Annotated in this window: 11 protein-coding genes, 2 tRNA genes and 2 pseudogenes; 14 read left to right on the plus strand and 1 reads right to left on the minus strand. The window is 68.6% G+C overall.

All coding sequences use genetic code 11. The features are described from left to right. The 13 genes and pseudogenes from dnaA (at position 1) to UA74_RS00065 (ending at position 16,345) form a co-directional block, all read left to right on the plus strand. Complete coding sequence (gene dnaA / locus UA74_RS00005; protein ID WP_075737760.1) at positions 1–1,974, plus strand: chromosomal replication initiator protein DnaA; 1,974 nt, start codon at positions 1–3, stop codon at positions 1,972–1,974. Positions 1,975–2,931: 957 nt separating this feature from the next. After that, positions 2,932–4,101 (plus strand): DNA polymerase III subunit beta, encoded by a 1,170-nt coding sequence (dnaN, locus tag UA74_RS00010; RefSeq protein ID WP_075737764.1) that lies wholly within the window; start codon positions 2,932–2,934, stop codon positions 4,099–4,101. Between the two features lie 34 nt (positions 4,102–4,135). Further along, positions 4,136–5,074: pseudogene (gene gnd / locus UA74_RS00015) on the plus strand (phosphogluconate dehydrogenase (NAD(+)-dependent, decarboxylating)); the annotation flags it as partial. 186 nt (positions 5,075–5,260) lie between these two features. Then, complete coding sequence (gene recF / locus UA74_RS00020; protein WP_075737768.1) at positions 5,261–6,418, plus strand: DNA replication/repair protein RecF; 1,158 nt, start codon at positions 5,261–5,263, stop codon at positions 6,416–6,418. A 148-nt stretch (positions 6,419–6,566) separates the two neighbouring features. Next, positions 6,567–7,112, plus strand: a complete 546-nt coding sequence (locus UA74_RS00025; RefSeq protein ID WP_075737770.1) for a DciA family protein — start codon at positions 6,567–6,569, stop codon at positions 7,110–7,112. A 458-nt stretch (positions 7,113–7,570) separates the two neighbouring features. Beyond that, positions 7,571–9,538: a DNA topoisomerase (ATP-hydrolyzing) subunit B gene (gene gyrB / locus UA74_RS00030; RefSeq protein WP_075737772.1), complete on the plus strand. Its 1,968-nt coding sequence runs from the start codon at positions 7,571–7,573 to the stop codon at positions 9,536–9,538. Positions 9,539–9,587: 49 nt separating this feature from the next. After that, a complete protein-coding gene (gyrA, locus tag UA74_RS00035) occupies positions 9,588–12,140 on the plus strand; it encodes a DNA gyrase subunit A (RefSeq protein WP_075737773.1) in 2,553 nt (850 codons plus the stop codon). Positions 12,141–12,562: 422 nt separating this feature from the next. Continuing rightward, positions 12,563–13,222: a DUF3566 domain-containing protein gene (locus UA74_RS00040; protein ID WP_075743236.1), complete on the plus strand. Its 660-nt coding sequence runs from the start codon at positions 12,563–12,565 to the stop codon at positions 13,220–13,222. Between the two features lie 124 nt (positions 13,223–13,346). Beyond that, positions 13,347–13,420 (plus strand) — tRNA-Ile (locus tag UA74_RS00045). A 76-nt stretch (positions 13,421–13,496) separates the two neighbouring features. After that, a pseudogene (locus tag UA74_RS33195) lies at positions 13,497–13,613 on the plus strand (DLW-39 family protein); the annotation flags it as partial. A 117-nt stretch (positions 13,614–13,730) separates the two neighbouring features. Beyond that, positions 13,731–13,803, plus strand: a tRNA-Ala gene (locus UA74_RS00050). A gap of 1,019 nt (positions 13,804–14,822) precedes the next feature. Then, positions 14,823–15,662 carry a class I SAM-dependent methyltransferase gene (locus UA74_RS00060; protein ID WP_075737777.1) on the plus strand — a complete coding sequence of 280 codons (840 nt, stop codon included), beginning with the start codon at positions 14,823–14,825 and terminating at the stop codon, positions 15,660–15,662. Positions 15,663–15,796: 134 nt separating this feature from the next. Continuing rightward, positions 15,797–16,345: a DUF2020 domain-containing protein gene (locus tag UA74_RS00065; protein WP_083682812.1), complete on the plus strand. Its 549-nt coding sequence runs from the start codon at positions 15,797–15,799 to the stop codon at positions 16,343–16,345. A 93-nt stretch (positions 16,346–16,438) separates the two neighbouring features. Here UA74_RS00065 and UA74_RS00070 read toward each other — a convergent pair whose 3' ends face one another. Next, entirely contained in the window at positions 16,439–17,596 is a 1,158-nt protein-coding gene (locus tag UA74_RS00070; protein WP_075737779.1) for a DUF418 domain-containing protein, read from the minus strand. A 105-nt stretch (positions 17,597–17,701) separates the two neighbouring features. Between UA74_RS00070 and UA74_RS00075 the strand changes: the two genes are divergently transcribed. Next, the gene (locus UA74_RS00075) at positions 17,702–18,463 is read left to right on the plus strand and encodes a TetR/AcrR family transcriptional regulator (protein ID WP_075763658.1); all 762 of its coding nucleotides are present in this window, start codon (positions 17,702–17,704) and stop codon (positions 18,461–18,463) included. Positions 18,464–18,482 lie beyond the last annotated feature (19 nt).

Genomic DNA, 18,482 nt, shown 5'->3' on the forward strand with positions numbered 1-18,482 from the left:
GTGGCCGACCACCAGGCCGATCTCGGCGTCGTCTGGAATCAGGTGGTGCAGGAGCTCTCATCCAGCACCCTCTCCCCGTTGCACCGTGCGTGGATTCGGGATACAAGGCCGATCGGTCTTCTGGACGGGGTCGCGATTCTCGCCGCGCCGAGTGAATTCGCCAAGGACGCGCTCGAGCGGACCCTTCGAGTCCCGATCTCCGACGCGCTCTCCCGCTATCTCGACAGACAGGTCACGCTGGCGGTCAAGGTCGATGAGATCAGACCGCAGTCGTTCTCGCCGCCGCAGCCGGACCAGCTCGCCTCCGAGGCCCCGACACCGCCGCAGGGATTCGAACGGCCGATCGTCGATCAAGCCGAGCTGCCCGACTGGGACCGCCCTGCGCCACTCCCTCCGTCGATGGCCTGGACGCCGCCGCCGAGCAGATTCGCGGCAGGACCGGGCTACGGCCCCGGCAGAGGTCAGGGCGAGCCGCCGCCGAGACTCGACGGACCGGGCAGACCGCCGCACTTCGAGACTCTCCCGTTCGAGCCGCTCCCCTTCGACCGGCCGTCGTTCGACGGCGGCTATGAACAGCGTGACTTCGAGAAGCGCGAGTTCGACCAGCGCGATTACGAGCCACGCGACTTCGAGAAGAGCCGAGCCGAGCACACCGGGCCGCTGCCCGCCCTCGACGCCGTCCTGGCCACCGGGGTCGTCCCGAACGAGGACGGCATCGAGCCGGATGTCGCAGTCCTGGATTCCGTCGGCGCGGCCGAGGACGTCGACGACGAGCAGGACTCGTTCCCGGACCCGGCCGAGGGCCGGGTCGCCTTCGGCGGCCAGTCCCAGCCCCCGGCGCACCATGGCCCGCCGAACACCGGGCAGTCCGCGGGCGTGAGCCAGGCGCACGGGCAGTTCGAGGCCTACACCGCGCCGCGACACGGGCCGCCCAGCTCGCAGACCAGGCTGAACGCCAAGTACAACTTCGACACCTTCGTCATCGGCGCGTCCAACCGCTTCGCGCACGCCGCGGCCGTCGCGGTCGCAGAGGCCCCGGCCCGCGCCTACAACCCGTTGTTCATCTGGGGTGAGTCGGGCCTGGGCAAGACCCACCTGCTGCACGCGGTCGGGCACTATGCGCAGCGGCTCTTTCCGGGGATGCGGGTTCGGTATGTCTCCACCGAGGAGTTCACCAACGACTTCATCAACTCGCTGCGTGACGACAGGAAGGTGGCCTTCCAGCGCCGCTACCGGGACGTCGACGTGCTGTTGGTGGACGACATCCAGTTCCTGGAGGGCAAGGAGGGAACTCAGGAGGAGTTCTTCCACACCTTCAACACGCTGCACAATTCGAACAAGCAGATCGTGGTGTCCTCGGATCGACCGCCGAAACGGCTGGAGACCCTGGAGGACCGGCTGCGCACCCGCTTCGAGTGGGGTCTGATCACCGACATCCAGCCGCCGGAGCTGGAGACGCGGATCGCGATCCTGCGGAAGAAGGCTGCCCAGGATCGACTCGCGGCCCCCGCGGAGGTGCTGGAGTTCATCGCGGCCCGGATCGAGCGCAACATCCGGGAGCTGGAGGGCGCCCTGATCAGGGTCACGGCCTTCGCGTCGCTCAACCGCCAGCCGGTGGACGTCCAGCTCGCCGAGATCGTGCTGCGTGACCTGATCCCGGACTCGCATGCTCCGGAGATCACGGCGTCGACGATCATGGCGGTGACCGCCACCTTCTTCAACGTCGGGATAGACGATCTCTCAGGTCCGGGGAAGACCAAGGCGTTGGCGCAGGCCAGGCAGATCGCCATGTACCTGTGTCGAGAGCTGACCGACCTCTCGCTGCCGAAGATCGGGCAGACCTTCGGCGGACGCGACCACACCACGGTCATGCACGCAAACAAGAAGATCCGTAAGGAGATGGCCGAGCGCCGTCGTATCTACGACCAGGTGCAGGAGCTGACCTCCCGGATCAAGCAGCGCGCCAGGAGCTGACCGGGCGGTCTGCTCGCACCACTCGCACCACTCGCACCACTCGCACCACTCGCACCACCCCTCACCGACTCGACTGCGTACCGACTCGGGCCCTGTCCCGACCACTCGGTGAGACGCATCGTCGCGACTCGCCACAGGCGATCGCAGACGGTGTGCCCCTGCGGTCGCTGAGCCCGGTACTGCCTTCGCCGTCGCGCGGCGGACGGCCACCGCCAGGCGGCTCGGCCGCCACAGTGCCGCCGGCGCCGCCGTCGTGGCGGGCGCCCGGCCCGGCGAGGTGTTGCTGCCGAGGCCGTTTCCTCGGCCTGACCCCTTCGCGGCGGCCGATATTTTCCCGTCCCGTGGAGGCCGACGGGCCGCATCCTGCCCAGAAAAGCCTCGGATTAGAGTTGTCCACAGCCCCGATCGGGCGAGATCCACGCCACTTCCTACCTGTGTAGTGCCTGGGTACAACCACCCCCAGATCTGGGGATGGAAATGTGCACAACTCGGCTCGACTGTGGACGGATCGCGGGGGTCGCCGAGTTGTCCACCGAGCGGCCAAGTTGTCCACCGACTGATCCACTGGTTCGCACACAGGGGTGCACGGACGGTGAGCAGCCAAAACAAGGGTTATCCCCAGTATCCACAGCCCTTACTACTATCCCTGTCTTTTTCTCCTTAGAGAGAAGGTGAAGAAAAACAGGGGGTGGGGACAGCTCGCCGAACCACAGTCCGAGAAACCTCCGTCAGCGCCGGCCCGTGTCACACCCGAGGTCGGGGAGGCTCTACGGTGGTGACCCTGCTCGGGGTCGTCTCCGTCTGGGATTGCCCCGTCTCCTCGCCCGGTCGAGCCTGACCATCGACGATGGCCCGCCCGGTGAGCAGCGTCAGCGAGCCCGGTACGACGTCGATGCTGTTTGACCTGGTCAAGCTCGGTCGGCTGCCCAAGATCGCAGCGGCCTGAAAGGACGCCTGATGAAGATCCGAGTCGAGCGTGACGGTCTCGCCGATGCCGTCGCCTGGGTTGCCCGGAGCCTGCCCTCCCGCCCGCCGATCCCGGTGCTGGGCGGTGTCCTGCTCGACGCAGGGCAGGAGCACGGCGACGACTCTTCGGAGGGGACCGGCGGCGAGGGGGCCGAGCGCACCCTGACGGTCTCCGGCTTCGACTACGAGGTCTCCGCTCAGGTGGGAGTGCCCGCCACCGTCGTCACGCCGGGCCGGACGCTCGTATCCGGTCGGCTGCTCGCCGACATCACCAAGGCGCTGCCGAACAAGCCGGTGGACATCACCGTCGACGGGTCCCGCGCCACCATCGCCTGCGGCAACTCCAAGTTCAGCCTGCCGACCATGCCGGTCGAGGACTATCCGCAGCTGCCGGCGATGCCGGGACTCGCGGGCAGCGTGCTGGGCGAGACCTTCGGCGAAGCCGTCGCGCAGGTCGCCGTCGCGGCCGGGCGAGACGACACCCTGCCGATGCTGACCGGCGTCCGGGTCGAGATCCAGTCGAACCGGATGACCATGGTGGCCACCGACCGCTTCCGGCTCGCGGTGCGTGACTTCACCTGGGAGTCCAGCGACGAGGCCATCGACACGTCCGTACTCGTGCCTGCCAGGACGCTCGCCGAGGCGGCGAAGACGCTCGGCGGCGCGGGCAACAAGGTCGAACTCTCTCTCGCCTCGGGCGACGGGCTCCTCGGCCTGGCGGGCGCGGGCCGTCGCACCACCACGCGGCTGCTGGACGCCGACTTCCCGAAGTACCGGCAGCTGCTGCCCGACGAGCACAACACCAGCGCCATCGTCGAGGTCGCACCGCTGGTCGAGGCGATCAAGCGCGTGTCCCTCGTCGCCGAGCGCGGCACCCAGGTCCGATTGGAGTTCGGCGAGTCGAGCCTGCGGCTGACGGCGGGCGGCGACGATGAGGGCAGCGCCGAGGAGGCGCTGCCGATCCAGCTCGACGGCGAACCGCTGACGATCGCCTTCAACCCCGGTTACCTGCTCGACGGGCTCGGCGTGCTGCGCACCGACCGTGCCCACCTCTCCTTCACCGTGCCCACCCGGCCCGCGCTGATCAAGCCGGTGAACGACGAGGGCGGGGTCATCGAGGGCTACCTGTACCTGTTGATGCCGGTGCGGCTGCCCGGTTGATTCGCTCCGAACTCACCAATCGTCAAGGCTTCGTCGGCAGGGGAGGACGTCGTTGAGGATCGGACTGGTCGGTCTCGGCAGGATGGGCTTCAACATGCGCGAGCGCCTGCGCCGTGCTGGGCATGAGGTCATCGGTTACGACCGAGATCCGCAGATCAGGGACGTCGGCGGGCTCGCGGAGCTGGTAGGTGAGCTGACGGGGCCTCGAATCGTGTGGCTGATGGTTCCCGCAGGCGATCCGACCCGCGACACCGTGGCGGAGCTTGCCGAGCTTCTCTCGCCCGGCGACCTGATCATCGAGGGCGGCAACTCGCGCTACACCGATGACCAGCAGCACGCGACGGTGCTGGCCGAGCACGGCGTCGGGTACCTGGACTGCGGGGTGTCCGGCGGCGTCTGGGGCCTGGAGGTCGGGTACGGTCTGATGGTGGGCGGCGACGCCGAACTGGTCGAGCGGGCGATGCCGATCTTCGACGCGCTGCGCCCCGAGGGCCCGCGCGACGAGGGCTTTGCGCACGCGGGCGGGGTCGGCGCGGGCCATTACGCGAAGATGGTCCACAACGGTATCGAGTACGGCCTGATGCAGGCCTATGCGGAGGGCTTCGAGCTGCTCGACGCCTCCGACGTCGTGACCGACGTGCCTGCGGTGCTCAAGGCGTGGAGCCGGGGCACCGTCGTGCGGTCCTGGCTGCTCGACCTGCTGATCAAGGCCCTGGACTCCGATCCGGAACTCGACGACCTGCGTGGATACGTCGAGGACTCCGGCGAGGGCCGGTGGACGGTCGAGGAGGCAATCAACCACGCCGTCCCGGCGCCGGTGATCTCGGCCGCGCTGTTCGCCCGATTCGCCTCCCGCCAGTCCGACTCGCCCGCCATGCGGGCCGTCGCGGCGCTGCGGAACCAGTTCGGCGGACACGCGGTGCAGCATGCGGGTCCGTCCTCCGGCACCGGTCGGGTGTCCGAAGGCACGTGAGTCGGCGGCGCGGCGGAGATCTCCGCCGCGCCTATGCCCGCGGCCTGCAGGCAGGTCTTCTCCCCGACCTGCGATCCACCGCCGGCGTGTCCGACGCGGCGTACACCCGCGGTCGAATCTCGCCACAGCCCGCCCGACACCCTGCGAGCTGATCGCCTTCGGCGGTCGCGTGGACTGACGGAGCTCATGCATCTACGCCATCTTCAAGTCACCGACTTCCGCTCGTGGCCGCAGCTCGACCTGGCCTTGGAGCCGGGCCCGATCGTCCTGGTCGGCGCCAACGGGCAGGGCAAGACCAACCTCATCGAGGCGGTCGGCTACCTGTCGACGCTCGGCTCGCATCGGGTCGCCCTCGACGCGCCGCTGGTGCGGCAGGGTTCGGACCGGGCCGTGGTACGCGGCGCGGTGGTCAACGAGGGTCGTGAGCTGCTGGTCGAGGTCGAGATCGCGCCGGGCCGGGCGAATCGCGCCAGGGTGAACCGGGCGCCGGTCTCGCGCCCGAGGGACGTGCTGGGAATTCTGCGGACGGTGTTGTTCGCACCGGAGGACCTCAGCCTGGTGCGGGGCGACCCGGCTGACCGCAGGCGGCTGCTCGACGAGCTGCTCACCGCGCGCCTGCCGCGCTATGCGGGGGTGCGGGCGGACTATGACAAGGTCTTGCGGCAGCGCAGCGCCCTGCTGAAGTCGGCAGGCGCACTGCGTCGCAGCAGTCGGTCGCGACGGGACGGACCGGAGCCGCACGGAGACGAGGTCGCGACCCTGGACGTCTGGGACGCGCGGCTCGCACACTTCGGCGCCCTGCTGCTGGCAGGCCGGGTGGAGCTGGTCCGAGAGCTGGCACCTCGGGTGGCACTCGCCTACGCCCAGGTCGCCCCGGAGTCGAGGGAGGCCTCCCTGCGTTATCGCTGCTCGGTGGAGGGCCTGGCGCCTGCCGGTCGCTCGGTCGCCGAGCTGGAGGAGACGCTGCTCGCCGAGTTGAAGCGGGTCCGGAACCGGGAGCTCGAGCGCGGTGTCTGCCTGGTGGGCCCGCATCGGGACGAGCTGGAACTCGCTCTCGGCGAGTTGCCTGCGAAGGGATACGCCAGTCACGGAGAATCGTGGTCCTTCGCGCTGGCACTGCGGTTGGGCGCCTATGAACTCCTGCGATCCGACGGTGGTGAGCCGGTGCTGTTGCTGGACGACGTGTTCGCCGAACTCGACGAACGGCGGCGAGGACGACTGGCGGAGGTGGCGGCAGAGGCGGAGCAGGTGCTCATCACTGCAGCGGTGGCGGCGGACGTGCCGCCGGAGTTGGCCGGGGTTCGATACCAGGTGCGAGACGGCGAGGCGCGACGTGACGACTGACCGACCACGAGACCAGTCTCGGCCGCGCCGACCACATGGTGTGGGTGATCTAGGTCCGACTACCCCCATATCTGGGGATAACCCTGTGGATGGTGTGGATAACTCACGTTGGGGCGCCGACGCGGCGAGCCGATCAGCCCACCGGCCCGTGCCCGGCGTCACATCCGCTGGTTCCCTGCCGGACGCGGCCGCTCCCCGAGGTGCGGACCTGGCGCGCGCCACTCTCGCCGCCGCGCGGGCAGCGGCCAAGGCCAAGGGACGTGCACCCGGGCAGCAGACGGCCAGGCGGGGGGTGCGCACCGGGCGACGGCGGACGTGGTCCGGCCCGCGCCCCGACGATCGCGATCCGCAGCTGCTCGGCAGACTCGCCTCCCGCATCGCGGTGGAGCGAGGCTGGTCGGAGAGCCTCGCTGGCGGGTCGGTCTTCGGCAGGTGGGCGCGGCTGGTGGGGGAGGACGTCGCCGAGCACAGCACGCCGGTCGCGCTGCGGGACGGCGAGCTGACCGTGCAGGCCGACTCGACGGCATGGGCGACGCAGCTTCGGCTGCTGCAACGACAGCTGCTCGCGCGCATCGGAACCGGCGCCGGTCCCGGCGTCGTCCGCCGCCTGAAGGTCCAGGGGCCTGCCGCACCGAGCTGGCGATACGGCCCGAGGCACGTTTCAGGGCGTGGCCCGAGGGACACCTACGGCTGAGCTCGGCCCGTGCGACGTCGAGCTCCGGAGTTCGACGACCGCCCCGCGCCGTCTCCGTGGAGCGCCGGGTGGACTCGGCCGGGGGCGACAGCCCGGTGGGGAGTCGCGCCGTGACTCCCCGGCGTAACCAGAGCAACACCGACGGCTGACCCTTGTCGGGCTCGGCCTCTGGTCAGCGCGGAGCCGCCCGCCAGGCTGAAGGAATGGTGCGGGGGGTTGCCGACCGCAGACGAGTCCGCTTCGATGGCTCTGCGAGGATTCTAGAGGTGTCCTTGGGGCACTCCTGACGTACCGGCCCAGTAGAATCGGCGGCAGAGCGTGTTCTCGCCTGGCCCGCACCGGGCGACGGCAGATCGAGGACTGCCCCGTGGACCGGGTCGGTCAGGCTGGTTCCCCTTTTCACGCCGCACCGGATCATCCTGTGCGACAAGGGCCGCAATGAGGAGACTTCGAAGCTCGTGGCAGCGAAGAAGAACGAGTACAACGCGTCATCCATCACCGTGCTCAAGGGCCTTGAAGCGGTCCGTAAACGTCCCGGCATGTACATCGGCTCGACCGGTGAGCGGGGCCTGCACCACCTGGTCCAGGAGGTGGTGGACAACTCGGTCGACGAGGCGATGGCCGGGTACGCGACCAGGGTCGAGGTCACCCTCCTCGCCGACGGCGGCGTCCGAGTGGTCGACGACGGACGAGGCATCCCGGTCGCCATGCACCCCCTGGAGAAGAAGCCGACGCTGGAGGTGGTGCTGACCCAGCTCCACGCAGGCGGCAAATTCGACGGCGAGTCCTACGCGGTCTCCGGTGGTCTCCACGGCGTCGGCGTGTCGGTGGTCAACGCCCTGTCCCTTCGGCTCGACGTCGAGATCCATGTCGACGGTCGGATCTGGCAGCAGAGCTACGTGCAGTCGGTGCCCGGTGAGCTTCGCGACACCGGTCCCACCGACCGGACCGGCACCTCCGTCACCTTCTGGGCCGACCCGGAGATCTTCGAGACGACGACCTACAACATGGAGACGGTGTCCCGCAGGCTCCAGGAGATGGCCTTCCTCAACAAGGGGCTGACGATCCGACTGCGTGACGAGCGCGTCGTCGAGGCGGCCGATCAGGCCGATGCCGAGGGGCAGCCCGCGCAGGCGAGCGAGCGGGTCTTCTATTACCCCGGCGGCCTGGAGGACTTCGTCCGCCACATCAACGCCACCCGCGAGGCGGTCCACCGCAAGGTCATCTCGTTCGAGGCCAAGGGCACCGGTGTCGAGGTCGAGGTGGCGATGCAGTGGAACACCGGCTACACGCCGTCGGTGTACACCTTCGCCAACACCATCAACACACATGAGGGCGGCACGCACGAGGAGGGCTTCCGCGCGGCGCTGACCAGGGTGGTCAATGAGTACGCCCGGGAGAAGAAGCTGCTCAAGGAGAAGGAGAACAACCTCACCGGCGACGACGTCCGGGAGGGGCTGGCTGGCATCGTCTCGATCAAGCTGGCCGAGCCGCAGTTCGAGGGACAGACCAAGACCAAGCTGGGCAACAGCGAGGCGAAGTCCTTCGTGCAGCGGACCTGCAACGAGCGGCTTGCGGACTGGTTCGAGCGGCACCCCACCGAGGCGAAGTCGATCGTCAGCAAGGCGGTCTCCTCCGCGCAGGCCAGGATGGCGGCGCGTAAGGCCCGCGAGCTGGTCCGACGCAAGGGCGCCCTGGACATCGGCGGCCTGCCCGGCAAGCTCAAGGACTGCCAGTCGCGCAATCCCGAGGAGTGCGAGCTCTACATCGTCGAGGGCGACTCGGCAGGCGGCTCGGCGAAGGAAGGCCGTGAGTCGCGGTTCCAGGCGATCCTGCCGATCCGTGGCAAGATCATCAACGTCGAGAAGTCGCGGCTGGACCGGGTTCTGAAGAACAACGAGGTGCAGAGCCTGATCACCGCGTTGGGCACCGGCATCCACGACGAGTTCGACATCAGCAAACTCCGGTACCACAAGCTGGTGCTGATGGCCGACGCCGACGTCGACGGTCAGCACATCCGAACCCTGTTGTTGACGTTCGTCTTCCGCTTCATGCGCCCGCTCATCGAACACGGGCACGTCTACCTGGCCTCGCCGCCCCTGTACAAGATCAAGTGGCCTCGGGGCGAGCCGGAGTTCGCCTACTCCGAGCGCGAGAAGGACGGGTTGATCGAGCAGGGTGCCGCCGCCGGGCGCAGGCTTCCCAAGGATGACGGCATCCAGCGGTACAAGGGGCTCGGCGAGATGAACGCCAACGAGCTGTGGGAGACGACGATGGATCCGGCTCATCGTCTGCTCCGCCAGGTCACCTTGGACGACGCGGCCACGGCCGACGAGCTGTTCAGCGTCCTGATGGGCGAGGACGTGGAGGCACGGCGCGCGTTCATCACCCGCAACGCCAAGGATGTCCGCTTCCTCGACGTCTGAGCCGTCGCAGCCGGAAGACAACGCATACGTCCCCACACGAAGGACTTCAATGACCGAGACCCTGCCGCCGGAGGGCGACCGCATCGAGCTGGTCGACATCCAGCAGGAGATGCAGCGCTCCTACATCGACTATGCGATGAGCGTCATCGTCGCCAGAGCGCTGCCCGACGTGCGCGACGGGCTCAAGCCGGTGCATCGTCGGGTGCTCTACGCCATGTACGACTCCGGCTACCGGCCGGATCGGGGTTACGTCAAGTGCTCACGCGTGGTGGGCGACGTGATGGGCAACTACCACCCGCATGGCGACTCGTCGATCTACGACGCCCTTGTTCGACTCGCTCAGTCGTGGTCGATGCGGCATCCGCTGATCGACGGACAGGGCAACTTCGGCTCTCCCGGCAACGACCCGGCTGCCGCGATGCGGTACACCGAGAGCAGGCTCACGCCGTTGGCCATGCAGATGCTGGCCGACATCGACGAGGAGACCGTCGACTTCTCGGACAACTACGACGGCCGGACGCAGGAGCCGGACGTCCTGCCTGCTCGAGTGCCGAACCTGCTGGTCAACGGCGGCGGCGGCATCGCCGTCGGCATGGCGACCAACATCCCCCCGCACAACCTGCGGGAGGTCGCCGCAGGCGTCGTCTGGGCATTGGAGAACTGGGACGCCTCCGACGAGGAGACCCTGGCCGCGCTCATGCAGCGGATCAAGGGCCCCGACTTCCCCACCCACGGACTCGTCCTGGGCACCTCGGGCATCGAGGACGCCTACCGCACCGGCCGCGGCTCCATCCGGACGCGGGCCGTGGTGGAGATGGAGGAGGACGCCAAGGGGCGCGCCATCCTGATCGTCACCGAGCTGCCGTACCAGGTGAACCCGGACAACCTGGTCGAGAACATCGCCGCCCTGGTGCGCGACGGGAAGATCAGCGGCATCGCCGACATCGCCGACGAGTCCAACCAGCGGCGCGGCATGCGGATCGTGATCACGCTGAAGCGGGACGCGGTCGCCAAGGTGGTGCTGAACAACCTCTACAAGCACACCCAGCTGCAGACCTCCTTCGGCGTGAACATGCTGGCGCTGGTCGACGGCGTGCCGCGCACGCTGCGTCTCGACCAGGTCATCCGCCACTACGTGCGGCACCAGGTCGAGGTCATCGTCCGCCGGACGCGCTACCGGCTGCGCAAGGCCGAGGAGCGGGCCCACATCCTGCGTGGTCTGGTCAAGGCGCTCGACGCGCTGGACGAGGTCATCGCCCTCATCCGCCGCTCGGACACTCCCGACATCGCGCGGACCGGGCTGATCGAGCTGCTCACGGTCGACGAGGTCCAGGCCAACGCGATCCTGGAGATGCAGCTCCGGAGGCTGGCGGCCCTCGAACGGCAGAAGATCGTCAACGAGCTCGCCGAGATCGAGCGGGAGATCGCCGACCTCCAGGACATCCTCGACCGGCCGGAGCGGCAGCGACGGATCATCCGGGACGAACTGATGGTCGTCGTCGACAAGCATGGCGAGGACCGTCGGACCAGGGTCATCCCCTATGACGGCGAGGTCGCCGTCGAGGACCTGATCGCGGTCGAGGACGTCGTGGTCACGATCACCCGGACGGGGTACGCGAAGCGCACCAGGACCGACCTCTACCGGGCGCAGAAGCGTGGCGGCAAGGGCGTGCAGGGCGCCGCGCTCAAGCAGGACGACATCGTGGCGCACTTCTTCGTGTGCTCGACCCACGACTGGATACTGTTCTTCACCAACAAGGGACGGGTCTACCGCACCAGGGCGTTCGACCTGCCCGAGGCCAGCCGCAACGCGCGGGGACAGCATGTCGCCAACCTGCTCGCCTTCCAGCCGGACGAGCACATCGCCCAGGTGATGCAGATCAAGGACTACACGGCTGCGCCCTACCTCACGCTCGCGACGAAGAAGGGCCTGGTCAAGAAGTCCAGGCTGTCCGACTTCGACTCGAACCGGGCGGGTGGCCTCATCGGCGTCAACCTGCGGGACGACGACGAGCTGGTCGGTGCGGTGCTGTGCTCCGACGACGACGACCTGCTGCTGGTCTCGGCCGAGGGACAGTCGATCCGGTTCCACGCCACCGACGAGGTTTTGCGCCCGATGGGGCGGGCAACCTCAGGCGTGCTCGGGATGCGGTTCAACGAGGGCGACGAACTCCTGGCAATGGGCGTCGTGCGCGCCGACCGGTTCGTGCTGGTGGCGACGGACGGCGGCTATGCCAAGCGCACGCCCATCGACGACTACCCGGTGCAGGGTCGGGGTGGAAAGGGCGTGCTGACCATCCAGTACGACCGTAGGCGTGGCAGGCTTGTCGGTGCGCTCATCGTCGACCTGGAGGATGAGCTGTACGCCATCACCTCCACGGGCGGTGTGATCCGCACGACCGCCAAGGAGGTCAGGAAGGCAGGCAGGCAGACCAAGGGAGTCCGGCTGATGAACCTCGGCGACGGCACCACCCTGCTCGCGGTCGCGCGCAATGCGGAAGAGGCCGCCGACCCGGACGCTGCGGGCGATGACTCGGCCAGACAGAGCCTGGTAGCCGGCTCCTCTGACCAGACTGCGTCGGCCGGGAAGGACCAGCCATGAGTTCGCCAGGCAACTCCGATTCGGCCTCCGGCACGGACCAACAGGCGCCGGACTCGGAGAAGACCTCTTTCATGACGACTCTGGACGCCAAGAACGCAGGCGACGACAAGGGTGCGAAAGCGGTCGCCGAGAAGCCGATCGCCGAGAAGCCGATCGCCGAGAAGCCGATCGCCGGGAAGACGATCGCCGGGAAGACGGGCGATCAGAAGACGGGCGACGAGAAGGCGAGTCCGGCGGCGTCCCCCGTCTCGACCGCCTCGGCCGAGGGCACCACCCCGGCGCCCCGGGCCGCAGGCACCGTCGGATCGGGGACGGGGTCGCCTGCGGGGAAGGACTCCTCGTCGGCGACCAAGTCCGAGTCGAGACCGGAGTCGCCACGAGCCGACACCCCGGCGGCCACCCCGCCGTGGCAGCGGACCACGGTGGCCGGGCAGCCCTCCGCTCAGTCCTCCACTCAGTCTCCTGACGCGATGAAGTCGTCCGGGTACGCTTCGAGTGGGGCACCCGCAGGCCCGTCCACGGGCGCGGGGGGAGGCGAGGCGACGACCATGACGCAACCCGTGGGCAGCGGTCAGCAACCCGGTGCCGGTCGCGGCGCCGTGACCTTCCCCGCAGGCAACGTTCGCACGCCAGGGCAGCCGCCGGGCGCCGCACCCGGAGTCCAGCCGCCGCAGGCGAGGCCTGCAGGCAGCGCGCCGAGCGGCGGCGGCCGTCGACCAGGGCGCGGACCTCGTCGGGCGAGCCTCCAGATCAAGCGCATCGACCCCTGGTCGGTGCTCAAGCTCACCCTCGTGCTGTCGATGGCGATGTTCGTCGTCTGGCTGATCGCGGTCGGCGTGCTCTACGGCGTCCTCGACGGGATGCAGGTGTGGGATCAGCTCAACGGCACCTACAACGACCTGGCGGGCGAGAGCGCGGACAGCGCGCTGATCAGCGCGGGTCGGGTGTTCGGCGTCGCGGCGATCATCGGCGCGGTGAACATCGTGCTCTTCACCGCGCTCGCCACCGTCGGCGCCTTCGTCTACAACGTGTCGGCGGATCTGGCAGGCGGCATCGAGGTCACGCTCTCCGAGCGCGACTGATTCCCGTCCTTCGGAGTGCTCCCGGTGGCGTGATCAGCGACGATCCTGATCTCGCACCCCGGGCGAGCAGCCGGTTTGGGTGCGGTGGGAGGCGTACGGTAGTCTCTTCCCATCGCACCCACGGGGGCCTATAGCTCAGGCGGTTAGAGCGCTTCGCTGATAACGAAGAGGTCGGAGGTTCAAGTCCTCCTAGGCCCACTGCACATGATGATCTTCGATGAATCTCAGGCCCGATCGGGCCATTGTGCGCCACATTCTTAGGAGGCGATCAAAGGTGAAGAAGCTGCTTGCACTCGCCGCTGTGGCTGGAGTCGTGCTGCTCCTCGTCCGTCGCAACCGTTCCGCCAAGGCGGAGGCGGACCTGTGGCGCGAGGCCACCGCACCCAGCGAGGGCTGATCCCACGCTCCGCCTGCCGCGTCATCACGCGGCAGGCCGGGGCGTTCGGATATCGCCACTGCGGTGTTCGTGTCGGGCTGCGAGGATGACAGTCCTGCAGTTCGGCCAAGCGGGGACGTAGCTCAATTGGCAGAGCACCGCCTTTGCAAGGCGGGGGTTAGGGGTTCGATTCCCCTCGTCTCCACGAGCCGGGGACTGCTGTCGGCAGTCGCTTCGGCCCTGGCCCCGGTGCCCGCAGTGTCTATTGCGGATCGGGGCGCCGCACCACGCTTCGTGGCTGCGGTTCACGTGTTCCACCTCAGCTTCGCCAGCGTGTACTCGGGCGACCCTTCTGGGTCGCCTTTCTGCATTGTCACCGCAGGCATACCGGCGAGGCCGGTGTTCGTCGTCCGCCGAATCGCCGCACGACGGTCCTAGCGCGACTCATCCCGCGTCATCTCCGTCGGAGGTCTCGGGCGTGGTGGCCGTCGCGGTGGGACGGACGTCGAGAATCCGATCTGGCGCAGGGACTCGGCGGGGCTGCGCCGCGAGCCGGCCGCGAACTCGGCGTCGAAGTCTTCCTCGCCTGCCGCCGACCGCGCCCGGTCGGCGATTCGGTCGTCGTCCTGTCGTTCGGCTTTCGACAGTGGCGCACCGATCGACTCCCGTGCCGAGGCGGCGGCGCCCGCCCAGCAGCGTGCCCACTCCTGCGAGTCCCTCCAAGGCGAGAGCCACGCCTCGGGTGTCGTCAGCGGCGCGCACAGCGGCGACCCCGTCGAGGTGCAGCAGGCGGGCACCGTCCGCATCCCCTGGCTGCTCGGCGATGAAGCCCGGTTCCGCGTAGATCAACGTGGATCGGTCCCTGCCGGCCTGCCGTGGGCTGACTTCGGCCGGTGCCGGCCCGGTCGGCGGGTGAGACGACCGGGCCCGGCCGGACTCGGTCAGCACCCCTCGCGTGGGCCGCACCGAGTCGACGCGCGAAAAACAGGTCGATCGGCCGGTCGATACTGGTTAACCTGCCGTGCGGGTCGTCCACCGCCGGAATCGACGTCCCGGCACCGGCCTCCCGGCGGACGGCGATCCGATGGTCCGGCCGCACACGATGGATCGTCGGATGATCGTTCCAAGGAGCGCGCCCGGCGAATTCCGCACCCAGGACCGAGCAGGGTGCGGACCGGCTGCCCAGCGAGTCGATGTGCACGAGAGTGAGGGATCGCGGCAGACATGGACGAGTACGACGAGGCAATCGCGGCGAATCGAGCGAACTGGGATCAACGTGCCGACGTCCACGCGCGGTCACAGATGTACGACGTGGCGGGTCTGCTCGCGGACTCGTCGTTCATCTCCGAGGTGGTGCGCAACGACCTCGCCGTCCTGGCGCCGCATGTGCCGGGCGGGACGGTCGCCGGGAAGTCGTTGCTGCACCTGCAGTGCCACATCGGCTCCGACACCATCTGCTGGGCTCGGCTGGGCGCGGTGGACGTCCACGGCCTGGACCTGTCCCCGAACTCGCTGGCACATGCTCGGCGTCTCTCCGATGCCGACGGTGCCCGGCTCACGCTGGTCGAAGGCGATGCGCGCAGGGCATCGGAGCTCATCGACCGTCGTTTCGAGGTGATCGTCACGAGCGCGGGCACCATCGTCTGGCTGCCGGAACTGCGATCCTGGGCCCGATCGATCCACGACCTGCTCGAACCGGGCGGGGTGTTCATGGTCCGTGACGATCACCCGATCCTGGGAGCCATGGGATTCGAGCCGTGGCAGGTGACCGGGGACTATCTCAGCGGCGGCGGCACGAACACCTACGACGAGGCCGCCACCTACACCGACGGCCCCACGGACACCATCACGCACACTGTCAACCACGAGTGGCGCCACGACCTGGCCGAGGTGACCGGTGCGCTGCTCGAGGCCGGACTGGTGATCGAGGCGCTCGGGGAGCATCCGTTCATGGACTGGCCTGCCTTCGAGGGCCTGGTGTCCTGCCCGGAGGGGTGGCGACTCCCGACGGGCGTTCCTCGAATTCCGCTGAACTTCTCGGTGGTCGCCCGACGCCCTCGGTGATGCACGACGTGACCTCGCGTGGCGCAGGCTCGGCTGCATTCGTCGCCCGGCCCCGCGCGGCATCCGATCCGGCGGCACGGCGTGGCGGGACCCCGCTGTCGGTCGGAATGCAGGGTGGTCGATTATCGCCTGCTATGAAGAACTCGGTTCTTGTCGCGGTGGTTCTGGCGGGCGCCGCCGTCGCCCTCGCAGGCTGTGCGTCCCAGGACGCGCAGTCCCAGCCGGACACGCCGGGCACGGTGACGTCGACGACCATCGTGCACGACGACGGAGCGCCGCCGCCTCCGGTCGAGCCGGTGGCCGACGGGCCGTGTCCCTACCTGGACGCGGCATTAGTGGAGCAGGTCAACGGGCAGCGCCTCGGCGAGGTACGGATCGGTGATGACGAACCGCATCCCTCCTGCTTCTTCGCTCGACCCGACGGCGGCGATCAGCTGACCGTCCGCGTGTTCGTCGGGGAGCCGCAGACCGCCAAGGCGCTGGTGGACGAGCAGGCGCCCGTCGACTCGTCGCAGCTCGCCGAGGTCGACGGCGGCTGGACCGGCGGCAGGATCAGCGGCGACGACGGCTCCGTCTTCGCCGTCTACAAGGACGAGACCGCGGTCGTCGTGTGGACCAATCAGCAGCAGAGCTTCCCGGCTCAGACGGTCGTCGAGACGGTCATCGCCGACCTCGCGCTCTGACGAGCCGCCTCGTCGATCCGCATGGTTCCCGGCGACGGGCCGCTCCGCGCCTCGCCGGGAACCATGACCCCGCACAGCGTCGCTAGTGGGACGTCACCGCCGCACGGGTCGGCGCCAGTCGGTGATCCAGCGGAGCAGGTACTCGGCCGGACCGTATCGATGGCTGCGGAGCCACCAGATGCTCGCGGCGACCTGGACCATGAAGACGGCGACTGTCATGGCCAGCAGCAGGGGCGGGGACATCTGTCCCGCGAGTCCGAGCCCGATGCCGTTGAACAACGCCACCCCGATCAGTGCCTGCATCAGGTAATTCGTCAGCGCCACGCGGCCTGCCGGTGCCAGCAGGCTCCGGAGCCAGGCGATCCGGGGACTGTGCATGGCACGCACCAGGGTGGCCAGGTACGCGGCGGCCAGGAACGGGGCGGTGGCCACGCTGACGGCGGTGGCGAGAGTGTCGGCATGGGCGCCGAGGGCCGCATACGTCACGCCGCCAGCCAGGCCGATCGGGAAACCGATCAACTGGATTAGTCGTAGGACCGGCTCATTCCCGGTCAGCGTCGCCAGGACTCCTCGGCGCGCGACCACCATGCCGAGAAGGAACATCGCGAGTGCCGTCGGCCCCTGTAGCGAGATGGCCTGGACGGCATGGAATCCGAGGCCGTCGATGTTGCCCCGCACGATGTCGGCGAACGGGCCGAGCATGCCCTGTGTCTGTGCCGCCGCGTTGACAAGCGCCTCGTCGTGGGCAGGGACGAACGCCGAGCGGTCGAGGAACAGCGCGCTCGTGACGAGCGACGTCACCACCACCGCGTAGATCCCGCAGGCGGTGCGCAGCGCGACCACGTCGCGAACGCGATGCATCGCCAGCAGCACCAGTGCTGCCAGCGCATAGGTCGTCAGGATGTCGCCGCCGAGCAGGATCAGGCTCGCAGCCCCGATCAGGAACAGGCCCCCGATCCTGCGGAGCATCCGCCCCCCGAAGCCCTGGCCTGCGCGCTGCGCGGCTTCCATCTGGAACACGAAGCTGTACCCGAAGAGGAAGGAGAAGAGCAGATAGAACTTCATCGAGAACAGCGCTGCGACCACGAAGCGGGCGGTGTCGTCGAGCGGTGCGGCGAAGGCCGGATCGTCGACCAGGTTGGCCGGGTATGCCGAGGCCATGAACGTGATGTTGACGGCGAAGATCCCGAGCAGTGCGAACCCGCGGAGTGCGTCGATGTCGTGGACGCGCGGGGCTGCCGGTCGTGTCATGTCGAGTTCTCGGCTATCCACGCCGTGAACTTATCAAATAAACTATCTGATATAAACTTTATGGTCGGATACGCTGCGGCGGCCGATGCCACCAGGAGCGAAACCATGGACTACGACGCCGTACCCGACTCTCTTCGCAGGCTGTGGCGGTTGCCGTCACCCCCGGCTCGGCTGGGGCGCAAGTCGACGCTGGACGTGGAGACGGTGGTTGCCACCGCTGTACGGCTTGCCGACGCCGGGGGTCTCGACGCGGCGACCCTGCCGAGGGTGGCGGAGGAACTGGGCGTCACCGCCATGTCCCTGTACCGCTACGTGGGCTCGAAACAGGAGCTGCTGCAGCTCATGATGGACGCCGCGAGCAAGCCCGGTGCCGCATCGGCGAGCGGGGCAGGCTGGCGCGAAGGACTGCGATCGTGGGCCGTCGACCTGTGGGAGTTGTATCGAGGGCGACCGTGGGTTCCCCGCGTCCCGGTCTACAGCACGCCATCCGGGCCGAATCAGATCGCCTGGCTCGAACGAGGCCTCGCCCAGCTCGCGTCCAGCCGACTCGGCTGGGGCGAGAGACTCGCGGCGCTCACCCTGCTGAACGGCTTCGCGCGTCACTCCGTCCTGTTGACACAGGATCTCGCCGAGGGGCGTCCACCCGGCCAGACGCAGGCCGAGAGCGAGCAGCAGTACGCAGTCGCGCTGCGGGACCTCGTCGACCCGGAGCGATTTCCGCACACCGCGTCGATGTTCGCCTCCGGGGTGCTCGCCGCTTCGGACGCATCCTCGGAGGAGACCGCACGCGAAGACTTCGCCGCAGGCCTCGAACTGGTGCTAGACGGACTCGCAGTACGGATCGGTGACGTACCGGACACAGACTGAATCCGAACCCGCCGACGCA

The sequence above is a fragment of the Actinoalloteichus fjordicus genome, assembly GCF_001941625.1.
Taxonomy (GTDB): domain Bacteria; phylum Actinomycetota; class Actinomycetes; order Mycobacteriales; family Pseudonocardiaceae; genus Actinoalloteichus_A; species Actinoalloteichus_A fjordicus.

Bases quoted from the DNA above. Each gene is read 5' to 3' on its own strand.
- gyrA (WP_075737773.1), top strand. From the start codon at position 9,588: ATGACCGAGACCCTGCCGCCGGAGGGCGACCGCATCGAGCTGGTCGAC.
- UA74_RS00075 (WP_075763658.1), top strand. From the start codon at position 17,702: ATGGACTACGACGCCGTACCCGACTCTCTTCGCAGGCTGTGGCGGTTG.
- recF (WP_075737768.1), top strand. From the start codon at position 5,261: ATGCATCTACGCCATCTTCAAGTCACCGACTTCCGCTCGTGGCCGCAG.
- UA74_RS00070 (WP_075737779.1), bottom strand. From the start codon at position 17,596: ATGACACGACCGGCAGCCCCGCGCGTCCACGACATCGACGCACTCCGC.
- UA74_RS00065 (WP_083682812.1), top strand. From the start codon at position 15,797: ATGAAGAACTCGGTTCTTGTCGCGGTGGTTCTGGCGGGCGCCGCCGTC.
- UA74_RS00060 (WP_075737777.1), top strand. From the start codon at position 14,823: ATGGACGAGTACGACGAGGCAATCGCGGCGAATCGAGCGAACTGGGAT.
- dnaN (WP_075737764.1), top strand. From the start codon at position 2,932: ATGAAGATCCGAGTCGAGCGTGACGGTCTCGCCGATGCCGTCGCCTGG.